Below are 14,196 nucleotides of genomic sequence, written 5' to 3' on the forward strand. Positions count from 1 at the left end.
GCGGTGCTATTTCCCGGCGGTTGTCACAAATCACAGCCGCGGCTGGTCTACCCGGTATCCCCTGCGGCGGTGGTTCGCCGGTGTCGGAAGGAGCTCCCGGGTGCCGGTGTCCGATCCCGCGGTGGCGTGGCTGCTCACCGCCGCGTTCGCCGCACTGGCCTGGCCGCCGCTCGCCCGCCTGTCGCGGGGCGCCGTCCCCTTGCCGCGGCCCGAGTCTCCCGGGCACGCACCGGTCGCGTCGGCCGCCGAGCTCCCCGCGCCGTCCCCCAGCCGCAGCGACTCACTCGCCGAACTCGTGCTCTGTGCGGCCATGGTCGCCATGACCTCACCGATCGGCGCGCCCATCCCCGCCGCCGGCTGGCAGGCCGTGCTCCTCGTCACCCTGGTCTGGTCCCTCGTCACGCGGCGCCACCACCACCTGGCCGCCACCGCGACGATGCTGTTCATGCTCACGGCCATGCCCCACCACTCCGGCGACCACGGCCCGTGGCTGACCATGCCCGCCATGGGCCGCGGCTGGTGGACCCCGATCACGCTCGCCGCGGCCGCGTGGTTCCTCCTCGAAGCCGCCCACGCGGTGTCGAGCCGGGGCACCGACCCCAGTCGCAAGCTCTCTCGAACCGGCATGAGCCTCGGCATGGCGTGCGCGCTGGTGATGTCCGCCTAGGGCACCCGAGGAACCCGCGAGAGGCGAGGGAAACTGTCCGAACTGGACGGGCTCCCCTGACAGCGCCTCCGCCAACCCGCCACTCACCCATTACCCGTGATCGGCACCCGTGAAACCGGCCGCGGCCCCGAACTGCGGGCGCGTACTTCCTGACCAGCCACGACGCCACCACCACACCGGGGTTTCCGGACAGTTTCGGTGCCCGCATTTCCCTGGTCATTCGATGCTACGATCACAATCGATCGCAGCATTCGTGCGCCTGGTCAAGGTCAGCAAGCACACCAATTTCAAGGAGCACTCATGGCCCAGAAGGTTCTCGTCGAAATGCTCGACGACATCGACGGCAGCCCGGCCACCCAGACAGTCCCCTTCGGACTCGACGGCGTCAGCTACGAGATCGACCTGTCCGACGACAACGCCGCGGCCCTGCGCGACGAGCTCGCGCGCTACATCGGCGTGGGCCGCAAGACCGGTGGCCGCAAGGTGCGCGTCGCGGCGGGGCAGCCGACGGCGGCGACCCCCGCCGACCGTGAGCGCTCGCGCGCGATCCGCGCGTGGGCCAACGAAAACGGCTACCAGATCTCCGAGCGCGGCCGCATTCCGTCCGACGTGGTGAGCGCCTACGAGCAGGCCGAGCTGGAAGCCGCGAAGCCCGCGGCGCCGGCTCGCAAGCGGGCGCCGCGCAAGAAGGTCGCGGCCGCCAAGAAGTAACGCGCTGTGAAATGGTAAAGCGCTGTGAAGTGCTGACCGCAGTGGCCGTTTGTTGACGACAGCCCCCTCGATCGTCAACAAACGGCCTCGTCAGTCCACAGTAGACACAACAGAACCGGAACGGTCAGTCCCGCGCCACCGACTTCTTCCGGAACCGGGCCGGCGGTTCACCCACCGCCGCGCGGAACGTCTGCGCGAAAGCCGATTCCGAGCTGTAGCCCACCTGCCGCGCGATGTGCGACACGGACTCCGCGGAACTCGTGAGCAGATCGGCCGCGATCATCATCCGGATCGTGGTCAGCAGCGTCGCCACGGTCGTGCCGGTGCGGGTGCTGAAGCGGCGCAGGAAGGTGGCGCGCGACATCGACGCCGCCGTGGCCATGCGCTCGATCGTCCACGCCTCACCGGGCCGATCCACCACCTCGGCCAGCACGCGGCCGAGCACGTCGTCACCCATGGCCGTCCACAGCGCCGGCGTGTCGAGCCGCTGCTCGGGCCGGCTGCGCAGCGCCATGGCCAGCAGCGCCTCGCACAGCGACGACACGATCACGCCGGTGCCGGAGCCGTCGAACCCGGCCTCCTCGCGCAGCACGTCGGCCAGCCGCACCGCGGCGTCGTCCAGCGTCACGTGCACCAGCGGCGGCAGCAGGCGGAACAGCAGCACGCCGGCCGCCGAGTCGAACCGGTAGTGGCCGCAGAACAGGTCGAGTTCGGGTGTCCCGCCGCCGACGGTGCGCCGCGTCACGAACGTGGGCCCCGGTTCGTCCTCGTAACGCCGTTTCCGGCCGTCGGCCACCCGCACCTGGTGCGCGTCGCCGTGGGAGAACACGAGCAGGTCGCCGGGCGCCAGGTCGATCGCGGCCGAGCCCGTGGTCGCGGTGCAGTGCCCGTGGAGCACGAGGTAGAACGGCACCGTCCCGGGACCCACGGCCTCGTGCTCCATGCTGAACCGGCCGGAGATCAGGCACCGCACGTCCACGGTGCCCTCGAGCCGCGCGAGCCGGATGAGCCGGCTCACCCCGTCCAGGAAACCGTGGGGCGTGAGCGGTTCGGCCATGGGCACCTCGCAATTTCTCGATCAAGGCTCACAACTGGGGAAAAACGGGCGAAATAGTCGGCGATCACGCCGGCTGAGCATTTCGATCACTTCACCGGATAACCGTCACCGGCGCGCGCCGACCTCCTTGCGAAACCGCGCCGGCTGCGTGCCGACCGCGGCGCGGAAGGCCTGCGCGAACGCCGATTCCGAGCTGTACCCCACCTGCCGCGCGATGTGCGACACCGAGTGATCAGAACGGGTGAGCAGATCGGCCGCCGCCATCATCCGGATCGTGGTGAGCAGCGACGCGACCGTGGTCCCGGTGCGCGCGGTGAAGCGGCGCAGGAAGGTGGCCCGCGACATCGATGCCGCCGTGGCCATGCGCTCGATCGTCCACGGCTCCCCGGGCCGCTCGACGATGCCCGCGATCACCTTGCCGAGCGTGTCGTCACCCACGGCCGTCCACAGCGCCGGCGTGTCGAGGCGCTGCTCGGGCCGGCTGCGCAACGCGATGTCCAGCAGCGCGTCGAACAGGAACCGCACGAGCGACTCCGTGCCGAGGCGGTCGAACCGGGCGCCGCCGCGCAGCACGTCGGCCAAACCGGCGCCGGAAACACCCAACGTCACGTGAACCAGGGGCGGCAACGTGCGGAACAACAGCGTCCCCGTCGCGGAATTCACCCGGTAGTGGCCGAGGTACAGGTCCAGCTCCGGTTCCACGCCGACGCTGCGCCGGGTGGTGAACACCGGCCCCACCTCCTCGACGAACGGCCGCCGCGGCCCGGTGGCCACGCATACCTGGTGGGCGTCGCCGTGGGGCAGCAGGAGCAGGTCACCGGGGCCGAGATCGACCGTAGACGCGCAGGTGGACACGGTGCAGCGACCTTCGACCACGAGCAGGAACGGGGCGTGGCCCGGGCCGGGAGCGGCGCGGTCCAGGGTGAACTGCCCGGCCGTGCGGCACCGAAGGCCGAGCGTGCCCTCGATGTGCGCCGACCGGAGCAGCCGGCTCACTGCGTCCATGAACCGATTCCGACAAAATGTGATCCGATCATAGGTATTCCCCTCCCGCGATCCAGGCAATCATCAAGCGGTACGGACACCTCGCTCATCGGAGATCGGGAAACCGGCGGCCCTGTCTGGTGACAGCCGAGCACGGGGCGCGCCATTCGACCGGTGGTGAAGTCGTCAATTCATATTAGGGTAAGGATTCCGGTAGCAGGTTGGTGACCTTGACCAGAGCCAGAACTTCGCCAGGCTCACGGCTTTTCCGGGCTCACCGTCCGCCGCCCGATCCTCGTCTGTCCGTTGTGGACGGTCCGAACCCGCCTCGAAGAACGGAGACTCAGCCATGCCCATGGTCACGACCGACGACGGTGTGGAGATCTTTTACAAGGACTGGGGCACGGGTCAGCCGATCGTGTTCAGCCACGGCTGGCCGCTGTCGGCGGACGACTGGGACACCCAGATGCTGTTCTTCGTGAACCAGGGCTACCGCGTGATCGCCCACGACCGGCGCGGCCACGGCCGCTCGACCCAGGTCGGCGAGGGACACGACCTCGACCACTACGCCGACGACCTGGCCGCGGTCACCGCGCACCTCGACCTGCGCGACGCCATCCACGTGGGCCACTCCACCGGTGGCGGCGAGGTCGTGCGCTACCTGGCCCGCCACGGCGAGTCCCGCGTGGCCAAGGCCGCCATCATGTCGGCCATCCCGCCGCTGATGGTGAAAACCGACAGCAACCCCGGCGGCACGCCCAAGAGCGTGTTCGACGACTTCCAGGCCCAGCTGCTCGCGAACCGCTCCGAGTTCTACCGCGCGGTGGCTTCGGGCCCGTTCTACGGCTACAACCGGCCCGGCGCCGAGCCGTCGGAAGCCAACATCCAGAAGTGGTGGCTGCAGGGCATGATGGGCGGCGCGAAGGCCGGCTACGACGGCATCGTGGCCTTCTCCCAGACCGACCAGACCGAGGACCTGAAGAAGATCACCGTGCCGGTCCTGGTGATGCACGGCGACGACGACCAGGTCGTGCCCTACGAGGACGCCGCGCTGCTGTCGGTGAAGCTGCTGAAGAACGGCACGCTCAAGATCTACCCGGGCTTCCCCCACGGCATGCCGACCACGCACGCCGAGACCATCAACGCCGACCTGCTCGAGTTCTTCCGCAGCTGATCCGGCTCGCCCGAAGGAGATCCCCGTGGACGGTATCGACCCGACGGTGCCCCCCAGCGGCACCGGTTGCGTCGACTGCGACGCCGCCAGCCCGCAAGGCTGGTGGTACCACCTGCGCCGCTGCGCGCAGTGCGGTCACATCGGCTGCTGCGACACCTCGCCCAGCCAACACGCCACCGCCCACAACGCGGCGACCGGCCACCCCGTGATCCGCAGCTTCGAACCGGGCGAAACGTGGTTCTGGAACTACACCACGCAGGAAAAGCACGACGACGGCCCGATCCTGGTCGCGCCGATCAGCAAACCTGCAGGCCAACCGGCCCCCGCCCCGGCCGACCGCTTGCCGGCCGACTGGGAAGACCACCTGCACCGGTGATTCGTCCGTGCCGCCTGACCACCTCCGGTCAGGCGGCACGGTCATGTCCGGCCGTCGGGTGGCCCGGCCGGTTTGCGCGAGGACGTAGCCGCGGTCAGGCCGGCACGAACTTCAGCTCGTCCGGCGTCAGCTCGTGGTCCTCGGCGTCCAGCAGCGTCACGCGCACCGGCTCGTCGGTTTCGACGGACCGGCGCAGTGCCGACGGCCCGGACGGGCGCGGGCGGAACTCGTCACCCCACTGCTGCAACGCCGCGAGCACGATCTTCAGCTGGTTGCCGGCCGCGGTGAGCTCGTAGGAATCCCGGTTGCGCTGACCGAGCACCTGGTACGAGCGGCGCTCGAGGACACCCGCGTCGGTGAGCGTCTTCAGCCGGGCGCTCAGCACGTTGGGCGGGATGCCGAGGGCGTCGCGGATTTCGCTGAAGCGCGTCTTGCCCGCCACGAGCTCGCGCAGCACCAGGAAGGTCCACCGTCCGCCGAGGATCTCGCAGGCGCGTTCGACGGAGCAGACCGGGTTGTCGTCCAGCACGTTTTCCACACCACCACAGTACGCCTGGATACAGATAGTTCACTCATGTGGGCTACGCCACCGTTGAGTACACAATTAGTACTCAGAGTCTACGGTGAACTGCCGACAACCCGACCGCAAGCGAAGGACCGAACATGTACAAGTGGAACGAGTTCCTGACCCGTCGTGCCGATTTCACCCCGGAGCAGTTCAGCGAATACTGGACGAACGTCCACGCACCGCTGGTGATGAGTGTTCCCGGGGTCAGGAAGCACGCCATCCGGTACGTGCAGCAGCACAACACCGGCCTGGTTCCCGAGGGTGTGCCAGCCGCACCCTACGACGGTGTCGTAGAGGTGTGGTTCGAGAGCATGGAGACGTTCCAGGCCATCGCCGATTCCGAAAATTGGGACGCCGCACTCAAGGACGTCGACAACTTCGCCGACACGTCGAAGACCGTCGTGCTGATCACCACCGAAGAAGTCGTCTACGAGCAGTAGCACCTCGCCGCAGGTCCAGGAACGCCCACTGGCGTGCACGAACCTCGCGAGCGTGTTCAGTCGATCTTTTCCCACCATCACAGCACTACTGGGTACAGATAGTGAACTCATGTGGCCTACGCCACCGTTGAATACACTATCTGTACCCAGAGGCTACGGTGGCGTCATGACAACTCCGCAACTGCGCATCGAGGAGCCCGCACCGGGCTACTTGCGCGCGACGTTCGACCACGCGCCGATCAACCTGATCGACTACGACACCGTCCGGGAGCTCTCGGACTTCATCACGCGCCTCGAGCAGGACCCGGGTGTGCGCGTGGCCGTGTTCGACAGCGCGAATCCGGACTTCTTCCTGGCCCACTGGGACATCACGGCCCAGCCGCCGGCCACGGAGGAGCCCACGAAGACCGGGCTGAACCCGTGGCTCGACGTGCTGAGCCGGCTCAGCCGGGTGCCGGTGGCCACGATCGCTTCGGTGCACGGACGAGCCCGCGGTGCCGGCAGCGAGTTCGTGCTGGCGTGCGACCTGCGTTTCGCCTCGCGTGACCACAGCCGCCTCGGCCAGCCCGAGGTGCCGCTCGGCCTGGTGCCCGGCGGTGGCCCGATGGCGCGGCTGCCGCGGCTGGTCGGTCGCGGCCGTGCGCTGGAGATCCTGCTTTCCGGCCACGACCTCACCGGCGCCGAGGCCGAGCTGTACGGCTATGTGAATCGCGCGCTGCCCGACGCCGAGCTGGCCGACTTCGTCGACGCCTTCGCCCGCCGCATCGCGCGGTTCGACAAGCGCGCGATCGCCGAGACCAAGCACTACGTGGACACCGCGAGCCTGCCCGAGGACGCCGAGTTCGCGTCCACCCCCGCTGCCTTCCTGGCCGCCGCCTCCCGCCCGGAGACCGCGGCGCGCGTCGGCGCCCTGCTGCAGCGCGGCATGCAGCGCCACGGTGACATCGAGTTCGACCTCGGCACCCACGTCGGTGCCGAAGACCTGCCGACCGCCCACTGACCTCAGCACCCCAGGAGACAATCCCGTGGCTTCCCGCATCGACCTCGAAATCCCGGCCGAAGGCGCAACCCTCGCCGCGCACCTCTACGTGCCCGAAGGCGCGACCGGTCCCCTGCCGGCCATCACCATGGCCATCGGCTTCGCCGGCACCAAGGAGATTTTCCTGCCGGAGTTCGCGAAGGCCTTCACCGACGCCGGTTTCGTCGTCATCGCCCACGACCACCGCAACTTCGGCGCCAGCACCGGCACCCCGCGCTTCGACGTGAACCCCTGGCAGCAGATCGCCGACTGGCGCCGCGTCATCTCCGTCCTCGAAGCGCGCCCCGAGGTCGACGCCTCGCGCATCGGCCTCTGGGGCACCAGCTACGCCGGCGGCCACGCCATCGTCCTGGGCGCCACCGACCGCCGGCTCAAGGCGGTCGTCGCCAACTGCCCCTTCGTCGACGGCCGCCAGGACTACGTCCGCCGCATCTCCCCCGAGAACTACGCGGCGCTGGAAGAGAAGTACAACGAAGACGAACGCAACCAGGCCCGCGGCGTCTCCCCGCAGCTCGTGGCGGTCGCCGAAGCGGACCCGGCCGCCGAAGCCCTGTGGCACAGCGCGGAAATCGCCGCGGTCTACAAGGCCGAAGGCCCCGACGGCACCGCGGGCGACAACCTCGTCACCCTCCGCTCCGGCCGCATGATCAGCACCTACGACCCGGGCAGCTTCATCGCCCGCGTCTCCCCGACGCCCCTCCTCATGGTCGCGGGCACCCACGACACCATGACCCCGACGGACACCCAGCTCGCCGCGTACGAGAACGCGCTCGAACCCAAGCGCCTGCGGCTGCTGCCGGGCGGCGGGCACTTCGACCCGTACATCGCGCAGTTCGACCTCGCGAGCGGGGAAGCCGTGGAGTGGTTCACGCAGCACCTGAGCTGAACTGACGGCTCGTTACGGGGTGGCAGTACCCGCCACTGCCACCCCATCGGCGCCTAGTCGAGCAACCCCACCCACTCCATCACCAACTCAGCCAGCTCCCCACTGTTGTCCTCCGACATCAGCATGTGGCCGTTGCCCGTGTGGGCCGGGTCGGAGAGGTAGCGGTACGTCACGGTGGCGCCGAGCGTGCGCAGCCAGGCCGCCGTCGCCGCGTCCGCCGGTTCGGGGTGGTCGGTGTCGTGGTCGCCCGTGAGTACGAGCATCGGTTTGCCCGCGAACGGAGCCGGGTCGTGGACGCGCAGTTGGCTGCCGTGCACGTTCTGCCGTTCGGTGAGCAGCCCCGCCGGGATCGGGACGAGGTCGTCGCGGAACCGGGCGAACGCGGACGGCGGAAACCGCGTTCCGGTGCCGAGCATCTTGGCGCGCGCGAACGCCTCGGTGGGCCACCAGAGGCCCTGCTTCGGCAGGCTCCACCGCAGGACCTCGCCTTGGATCTCCAGCGACGCGGCAGTTTCGGCCAGCACCCGCGGCTCGGGTTGGATGTTGCCCGGCGGCCCCGGCGCCAGAGCCACCAACGCGGCCACCCGATCGCCGTGGGTCTCGACCAGCCGGTAGCCGAACGGCCCCGACATCGAGTGCACCACGAGCACCACCGGCTCGTCCTGCTCGTCCAGCAACCGGCCGAGCGCCTCGCACACCACGGCGCCGGTGAGCTCGTCCGGCGGGATCGCCGCGCTGCGACCGACTCCCGGCCAGTCCGGCACCAGCACGCGGTACCCACGGTCCACAAAGGAACACGCCCAGCCCGGCCGGCCGTCCGGAGTGGACAGGTAACACGCCCCGGTCACGCTGCCACCGTGCACGAGCACGACGGTCCGCGCCGGCGCACCGGCCGGCGCGAACTCGTCGTAGTACACCGGCCCCAGCCGACGGGCGCGGTGCGTCACGCGATCGCCTTCACCAGCGCTTCGGCGAGCTCGGCGGGGTGCGTGAGCATCGCCTCGTGGCTGCCGGCGCACTCGACCACGCGCGGGTCGGCCAGACGTGCCGCCGCGGCCTGGTACACCGACTGCGGCACGGCCTGGTCGTCCAGCAGGTACACGTAGCTGCTGGGCACCGGCGCGCCGAAGAACCCCGTGAGGCGCACGGGTTCAGTGAACCACCCGAACGGCGTGGGCACGAGCCGAGCCGCGACGGCCGCGAGGGTGTCCTCCTCGGCGTCCTGCATGAACGACGCGGACCACAGCGCCGGCGGCAGGTCGATCGTGTTGTCACTGCTCTGTTCGGCGAGCGCGCGCACGCCGGCCACGAGCTCGGCGGGCAGCACGTCGTTGATGCACTCGCCGTCCAGCAGCACCCACGCGTCCACGAACACCGTGCGCTCCACGCGGTCGCGCAGCCGCTCGGTCACGAGCTGGATCACCGGGCCGCCGCCGCTGTGGCCCACCAGCACGTACCGGTCGAACCCGCAGTGCGAGAGCTGCGCGACGAGGTCGTCGACCATCGTCGTGAGCGTGATGCCGGCCCGGTCGACGGAGCCGTCCTCCAAGCCGCGCAGCGTTGGCGCGAACACGTCGTGGCCGGCCTCGCGCAGGTGGGCGGCCACCGCGTCCCACGCCCAGCCACCCTGCCACCCGCCGTGCACCAGAACGATTTTCATCGAACTACTCCTCCACTGTGGACGACTTCATACCAGCGGTTCCCGCAACCCGGCCGGAAGAGCCCGCACGGACCCCACCGCGACCGGGTCCGCCGAGGTACCGAGGTAATGCCGGCTCACGTCCTCGTCGGCCAGCAGCGCCGCGGCCGTGTCGGTCCGCGTGATGGTGCCGTTCTCCATCACCACGCCGTAATCCGCGATCGCCAGCGCAGCGGCGGCGTTCTGCTCGGCCAGCAGGATCGTCACGCCCTCGCTCGCGAGCCGCCGCAGCACGCCGAGGATCTCGGTCACCAGCAGGGGCGCGATACCCAGCGACGGTTCGTCGAGCAGCAGCACCTCCGGCTCGCGCACCAGCGCCCGCGCGATGGCGAGCATCTGCTGCTGCCCGCCCGACATCAGCCCCGACTGCCGGCCGGCGAACTCGCGCAGGATCGGGAACAACGCGTACGCCGCGTCGAGCCGCCGAGCGACGGCCGCGCCGTGCACACCCGTGCCGTGCAGCCCGACGAGCAGGTTCTCCTCGACGGTCAGCTCGCCGAACAGCTGCCGCCCGGCCGGGACGAGGCACAGTCCGCGCCGGGCCACCTGGTGCGCGGCCAGCCCGGCGACCGGGGTGCCGCCGAGGGTGACCTCGCCGCGGTCCGGCCGGTGCAACCCGGCGATGCACTTGAGCAGCGTGGTCTTGCCGGCCCCGTTGGCACCGATCATCGCCACCATCGTGCCGTCGGGCACTTCGCACGACACGTCGTGCAACACGCGGGTGGAGCCGTAGCGGGCGTCGAGGCCGCGGACGGTGAGGTTCATGGCTTCGCTCCGAGATAGGCCTCGATCACGGCGGGGTCGGACTGCACGCGCTGCGGCACGTCGTCGGCGATCACGCGGCCGGCGTCGAGCACGGTCACGTGGTCGCTCACGGTCATCACCAGCTCGATGTTGTGCTCGATCACCACCAGCGAGATGCCGCCGGCGCACACCGCGCGCAGGGCCGCCGCGAGTTCACCGGTCTCCGTGTCGTCGAGCCCGGCCGCGGGTTCGTCCAGCAGCAGCAACGTCGGGCCGCCGGCGAGGCCACGCGCCACCTCCACCAGCCGCTGGGCGCCGGCCGGCAGCTCCCCGGCCAACGCGTCCGCGTACGCACCGAGCTCCAGGAACTCCATGAGCTCGTCCGCGCGCCGGCTGAGCGCGCGTTCCTCTCGGCGCGTGCGCGGCAGCCGCAGTCCGTCGGACAGGAACCGGGCGCGCGTGAAGCGGTAGCCGCCCAGCATCACGTTCTCGCGCACGGTCAGCGTCGGCACGAGCCGGGCCGACTGGAACGTGCGCGCGAGACCGAGCGCGGGCAGCCGGTGCGGCCGGATGCCGGTGATGTCACGTCCGCAGAACTCGACGCGGCCGGCGTCGGGCGCGGTGAACCCGGTCATCAGGTCGAGCAGCGTGGTCTTGCCGGCACCGTTGGGGCCGATGATCGCGCGCACGGTGCCGGGGGCGACGGTGAAGCTGACGTCGTCCACGGCGGTCACGCCACCGAAGCGGCGGGTCAGGCCGTGCACGGCCAGCAGAGGAGTCTCGGTCATCGGTCCGCCAGTTTCTTGACCGTGCCCCAGATCCCGCGGGGCAGGTAGGTGATCACGAGGATGAGCACGACGCCGGCCACGAACGGCGACCAGGACGCGAAACTCTGCCCGACCTCCGGCAGCCCCTGGATCACGAGCGCGCCGAGCAGCGGCCCCACGATCGTGCGCGCGCCACCGAGCGCGAGCATGATCACGATGCTGAGCGCCACCGTGACCCCGACGACCTCGGGCGAGATGAACCGCAGGTAGAACGCGTAGAGGCTGCCGCCGAGCGACGCGTAGACCGCGGACACCACGAACGCGCTGGTCTTGTAGCGCGAGGCGTTGATGCCGAGCATCGTCGCGGCCGCCGGGTCGGCCGCGATGGCCGAGAGCGCGCGCCCGGTCTGCGAGCGCTGCAGGTTGCCCACGAACCAGGCGCCGAGCCCGCACACCACGAGCAGCACGTAGTAGTTGGCCTGGTCGCTGAACACGTCCCAGGTGCCCAGCCGCAGGCTCGGCACCCCGACCAGACCGGAGGGCCCGCCGGTGAACCCGGTGAGCCCCGACGCGAGCGATTCGGTGATCACGGCCAGCCCCAGCGTCGCGAGCGCGAGGTAGTACCCGCGCAGCCGCAGGAAAACCGTGCCGAGCCCGGCCGCCACCGCGGCGGACACGAGCGCCATCACGATCATCGCCACGAGCGTCGGCCAGTGCCAGCGCAGCGTGAGCAGGCCCGCGCCGTAACCGCCGATGGCCATGAAGAGCGTCTGCCCCAACGAAACCTGCCCCGCGTAACCCATGAGCAGGTTGAGGCCGAGCACGATGAGGAAGAAGATGCCGGCGATCACCAGCAGCCCGAGCCAGCCGGGTACCAGCAGCGGCACCACGAGCGCCACGACCACGGCGACGGCCGCGACCGCCAACCGCGTGGGCGAACGCCGGGACCTCGCCGGCTGGATCGCCGGCGGGGTGGTCGTTTTCTCCTGCGTTGTCATCGACGCACCTCGCTCGTCTTCCCCAGCAGGCCGGTCGGTCGCACGAGCAGGAGCACGATGAGCACCGCCATCGCGATCACCTGCGCGAGGTCGCCGCTGGTGTAGCGGCTGAAGAGTCCTTGCAGCAGCCCGAGCACGAGCCCGCCGACGACCGCGCCGGCCGTGCTGCCGAGGCCACCGGCGACGGCCGCGATGAAGCCGGCGACCGCGTACGGCGTCACGGTGGAGAACTGCAGGAACGTGGCCGGGATGACGGTGGTGCCCGCCAGCGCCGCCATCGCGCCGGCGAGGCTGAACGCGATGAGCCGCACGCGTCCGACGTTGATCCCTTGCAGCGCCGCGGCTTCCGGGTTGTTCGCCGTGGCGCGCATGGTGAGCCCGAGGCTGGTGCGCTGCACCAGGAACCACAGGGCGGCCACGGTCACCACCAGCGCGCCGATGATCCACACGTACTGCGACACGATGCGCACGCCGCCGATCGTGATCGCGGTGTCCCCGCTGAACGGCTGCATCGTGTAGGGCAGGTTTCCCCACAGGAGCAACAACAGTCCGCCGATCGCCTGCAGCACACCGACGGTCACGAGCAGCATCCGGTCCGGCGTCGCGCGGGCCGCGGCCGGGGCCATCACCACGCGTTCCACACCGGCCATGAGCAACGCGAACAGCGGCACCACGATCACCACGGTGACCAGCGGCGGCACCCCCAGCCACTGCTGGATCGACACGGCGAGCAGCGCCGCGAGCACCACGAAGCCGCCCTGGGCGAGGTTGATGATGCGGCTGATCGAGTAGACGAGCGAGACGCCCAGCGCGATCAGCGCGTACACGGCCCCGTCGGCGAGCCCGCCGATGAGGACCTGGATCAGTCCGGTCATGGTCGCGCTCATCTCCCCACGAAGGTCAGCCGGCCACCGGCGGCGCGCACGATGCCGACGTCGCCGGCCCCAATGCCGCGGTGGTTGTCCGGGGCGAAGGAATAGGTGCCGACGACTCCGTCGACACCGCGCAGGTTCTGCAGCGCGTCGCGCGCACCGGCGACGTTGCCGCCCGCCTTCTCCAGCGCCTGCGCCACGAGCAGCACGCCGTCGTAGGCGACGCCCGGGCCGAAGTCGGGATCGGTGCCGTAGCGAGCGCGGAACTCGTCGTGGTAACCGCGTTCGAGCTGCTGCACCTGCGCGGACGGATTCTGTTGCTGCCACCAGAAATCGCGCGTGGCCGGGATGAGCAGCGTGTCCGGCGTGTAGTCGGCGATGCGGCGCAGGAAGGCGTAGGTGAGGTTGCCGTCGGTGGTGCCGACCGGGAGCTTCAGCCCCATCTGGTCGATGCCCTTGAACGCGACGCCCGCGGCCGCGCCGCTGCTCCACACCACGAGCGCCTGCGGCTTGCCCGTGGTGGCCGCCTGCAGCTGCGAGGTCACCGACACCGCGGTCGGGCTGTAGCTGGCCTGGCCCACCAGGGAAACGCCGGTTTTCGCGGCGGCCGTCTGCAGCGCGTGCGCGCCGTCGAGGCCGCTCGCGTCGGTGGTGTTGATGAGCCCGACGCGCGTGATGCCCTGGCTCTTCCAGTACGCGAGCAGGCGTTCGGCGAGCGTGTCGGTGGGCGCGCTGGCCGACCACTGGTACGACCCGGGCTTGGGCTTCACGCCGGGCGAAAGGCAGTAGTCGACGAGCTGCGCGCTGGAGGCCAGCGGGATCACGGCCTGGCACGGCCCGGAGAGCGACGGCCCGACGAGCGCGTCGACACTGCCGAGCATCTTGCGCGTCTGCAGCACGGCCTGCGCCGGGTTGCTCTGGTCGTCGGCGGTGCGCAGGCGCAGCTGCTTGCCGTTCACGCCACCGCGGGCGTTGATCTGGTCCACGGCCAGCTGCGCGCCCTGCAGCTCACCGACGCCGAGCTGGCTGCCGGTTCCGGTCTGGCTGGTGATGAGGCCCAGGGTGTAGGAGTCCGAGTCGCCGGCGGCCGCCGAGGCGGAACAGCCGGCCGTACCGAGGGCGAGAGCCGCGACCAGGACCCCGAATCGTCTCCGGGGTGGGGAAGGCCGCGGCGGCGGGGAGAACTGAACAGCAACGGTCATGGTTCACCAGTG

General features: G+C 70.3%; 17 protein-coding genes. 7 read left to right on the top strand and 10 right to left on the bottom strand.

Going from position 1 to position 14,196, the window contains the following annotated elements; genetic code table 11:
• Positions 1-100: 100 nt before the first annotated feature.
• On the top strand, positions 101-667 hold the full coding sequence (locus tag VSH64_RS30415; protein ID WP_326566178.1) for a DUF5134 domain-containing protein: 567 nt from the start codon (positions 101-103) through the stop codon (positions 665-667).
• Positions 668-967: 300 nt separating this feature from the next.
• Complete coding sequence (locus tag VSH64_RS30420) at positions 968-1,378, top strand: histone-like nucleoid-structuring protein Lsr2 (RefSeq protein WP_326566179.1); 411 nt, start codon at positions 968-970, stop codon at positions 1,376-1,378.
• A 124-nt stretch (positions 1,379-1,502) separates the two neighbouring features.
• Here VSH64_RS30420 and VSH64_RS30425 read toward each other — a convergent pair whose 3' ends face one another.
• Both VSH64_RS30425 and VSH64_RS30430 read right to left on the bottom strand, forming a co-directional pair.
• Complete coding sequence (locus tag VSH64_RS30425; RefSeq protein WP_326566180.1) at positions 1,503-2,435, bottom strand: AraC family transcriptional regulator; 933 nt, start codon at positions 2,433-2,435, stop codon at positions 1,503-1,505.
• 105 nt (positions 2,436-2,540) lie between these two features.
• Positions 2,541-3,440, bottom strand: coding sequence for an AraC family transcriptional regulator (locus VSH64_RS30430; RefSeq protein WP_326566181.1), 900 nt, complete (start codon positions 3,438-3,440; stop codon positions 2,541-2,543).
• Positions 3,441-3,768: 328 nt separating this feature from the next.
• Between VSH64_RS30430 and VSH64_RS30435 the strand changes: the two genes are divergently transcribed.
• Complete coding sequence (locus tag VSH64_RS30435; protein WP_326566182.1) at positions 3,769-4,593, top strand: alpha/beta fold hydrolase; 825 nt, start codon at positions 3,769-3,771, stop codon at positions 4,591-4,593.
• A gap of 25 nt (positions 4,594-4,618) precedes the next feature.
• Positions 4,619-4,969, top strand: coding sequence for a UBP-type zinc finger domain-containing protein (locus tag VSH64_RS30440; protein ID WP_326566183.1), 351 nt, complete (start codon positions 4,619-4,621; stop codon positions 4,967-4,969).
• 94 nt (positions 4,970-5,063) lie between these two features.
• Here the strand turns inward: VSH64_RS30440 and VSH64_RS30445 are convergent, their stop codons facing one another.
• Positions 5,064-5,507, bottom strand: coding sequence for a winged helix-turn-helix transcriptional regulator (locus tag VSH64_RS30445; protein ID WP_326566184.1), 444 nt, complete (start codon positions 5,505-5,507; stop codon positions 5,064-5,066).
• A 125-nt stretch (positions 5,508-5,632) separates the two neighbouring features.
• Here VSH64_RS30445 and VSH64_RS30450 point away from each other — a divergent pair, with 125 nt between their 5' ends.
• From VSH64_RS30450 to VSH64_RS30460, 3 genes are all read left to right on the top strand, one after another.
• Entirely contained in the window at positions 5,633-5,977 is a 345-nt protein-coding gene (locus VSH64_RS30450; RefSeq protein WP_326566185.1) for an EthD domain-containing protein, read from the top strand.
• 166 nt (positions 5,978-6,143) lie between these two features.
• Positions 6,144-6,977 (top strand): enoyl-CoA hydratase/isomerase family protein, encoded by an 834-nt coding sequence (locus tag VSH64_RS30455; RefSeq protein ID WP_326566186.1) that lies wholly within the window; start codon positions 6,144-6,146, stop codon positions 6,975-6,977.
• Positions 6,978-7,002: 25 nt separating this feature from the next.
• Positions 7,003-7,902, top strand: a complete 900-nt coding sequence (locus VSH64_RS30460) for an alpha/beta hydrolase (protein WP_326566187.1) — start codon at positions 7,003-7,005, stop codon at positions 7,900-7,902.
• A gap of 53 nt (positions 7,903-7,955) precedes the next feature.
• Here the strand turns inward: VSH64_RS30460 and VSH64_RS30465 are convergent, their stop codons facing one another.
• Genes VSH64_RS30465 through VSH64_RS30495 form a run of 7 tightly spaced genes read right to left on the bottom strand, consistent with a single transcriptional unit; the run spans position 7,956 to position 14,184 of the window.
• Positions 7,956-8,849, bottom strand: a complete 894-nt coding sequence (locus VSH64_RS30465; RefSeq protein ID WP_326566188.1) for an alpha/beta fold hydrolase — start codon at positions 8,847-8,849, stop codon at positions 7,956-7,958.
• Complete coding sequence (locus tag VSH64_RS30470) at positions 8,846-9,562, bottom strand: alpha/beta fold hydrolase (RefSeq protein WP_326566189.1); 717 nt, start codon at positions 9,560-9,562, stop codon at positions 8,846-8,848. The genes VSH64_RS30465 and VSH64_RS30470 overlap by 4 nt, the downstream gene beginning before the upstream one ends.
• 27 nt (positions 9,563-9,589) lie before the next feature.
• A complete protein-coding gene (locus VSH64_RS30475; protein WP_326566190.1) occupies positions 9,590-10,366 on the bottom strand; it encodes an ABC transporter ATP-binding protein in 777 nt (258 codons plus the stop codon).
• Entirely contained in the window at positions 10,363-11,133 is a 771-nt protein-coding gene (locus VSH64_RS30480; protein WP_326566191.1) for an ABC transporter ATP-binding protein, read from the bottom strand. Before VSH64_RS30480 ends, VSH64_RS30475 begins: the two co-directional genes overlap by 4 nt.
• A complete protein-coding gene (locus VSH64_RS30485; protein ID WP_326566192.1) occupies positions 11,130-12,110 on the bottom strand; it encodes a branched-chain amino acid ABC transporter permease in 981 nt (326 codons plus the stop codon). Before VSH64_RS30485 ends, VSH64_RS30480 begins: the two co-directional genes overlap by 4 nt.
• A complete protein-coding gene (locus VSH64_RS30490) occupies positions 12,107-12,985 on the bottom strand; it encodes a branched-chain amino acid ABC transporter permease (RefSeq protein WP_326566193.1) in 879 nt (292 codons plus the stop codon). The genes VSH64_RS30485 and VSH64_RS30490 overlap by 4 nt, the downstream gene beginning before the upstream one ends.
• An 8-nt stretch (positions 12,986-12,993) precedes the next feature.
• Positions 12,994-14,184: an ABC transporter substrate-binding protein gene (locus VSH64_RS30495; RefSeq protein WP_326566194.1), complete on the bottom strand. Its 1,191-nt coding sequence runs from the start codon at positions 14,182-14,184 to the stop codon at positions 12,994-12,996.
• Positions 14,185-14,196 lie beyond the last annotated feature (12 nt).

It is taken from the genome of Amycolatopsis rhabdoformis, assembly GCF_035918295.1.
GTDB lineage: Bacteria > Actinomycetota > Actinomycetes > Mycobacteriales > Pseudonocardiaceae > Amycolatopsis > Amycolatopsis rhabdoformis.

Excerpts from the sequence above, each read along its gene's own strand:
- VSH64_RS30475 (WP_326566190.1), bottom strand. The coding sequence starts at position 10,366 with ATGAACCTCACCGTCCGCGGCCTCGACGCCCGCTACGGCTCCACCCGC.
- VSH64_RS30470 (WP_326566189.1), bottom strand. The coding sequence starts at position 9,562 with ATGAAAATCGTTCTGGTGCACGGCGGGTGGCAGGGTGGCTGGGCGTGG.
- VSH64_RS30450 (WP_326566185.1), top strand. The coding sequence starts at position 5,633 with ATGTACAAGTGGAACGAGTTCCTGACCCGTCGTGCCGATTTCACCCCG.
- VSH64_RS30495 (WP_326566194.1), bottom strand. The coding sequence starts at position 14,184 with ATGACCGTTGCTGTTCAGTTCTCCCCGCCGCCGCGGCCTTCCCCACCC.
- VSH64_RS30480 (WP_326566191.1), bottom strand. The coding sequence starts at position 11,133 with ATGACCGAGACTCCTCTGCTGGCCGTGCACGGCCTGACCCGCCGCTTC.
- VSH64_RS30420 (WP_326566179.1), top strand. The coding sequence starts at position 968 with ATGGCCCAGAAGGTTCTCGTCGAAATGCTCGACGACATCGACGGCAGC.
- VSH64_RS30435 (WP_326566182.1), top strand. The coding sequence starts at position 3,769 with ATGCCCATGGTCACGACCGACGACGGTGTGGAGATCTTTTACAAGGAC.
- VSH64_RS30430 (WP_326566181.1), bottom strand. The coding sequence starts at position 3,440 with ATGGACGCAGTGAGCCGGCTGCTCCGGTCGGCGCACATCGAGGGCACG.
- VSH64_RS30455 (WP_326566186.1), top strand. The coding sequence starts at position 6,144 with ATGACAACTCCGCAACTGCGCATCGAGGAGCCCGCACCGGGCTACTTG.
- VSH64_RS30425 (WP_326566180.1), bottom strand. The coding sequence starts at position 2,435 with ATGGCCGAACCGCTCACGCCCCACGGTTTCCTGGACGGGGTGAGCCGG.
- VSH64_RS30485 (WP_326566192.1), bottom strand. The coding sequence starts at position 12,110 with ATGACAACGCAGGAGAAAACGACCACCCCGCCGGCGATCCAGCCGGCG.
- VSH64_RS30490 (WP_326566193.1), bottom strand. The coding sequence starts at position 12,985 with ATGACCGGACTGATCCAGGTCCTCATCGGCGGGCTCGCCGACGGGGCC.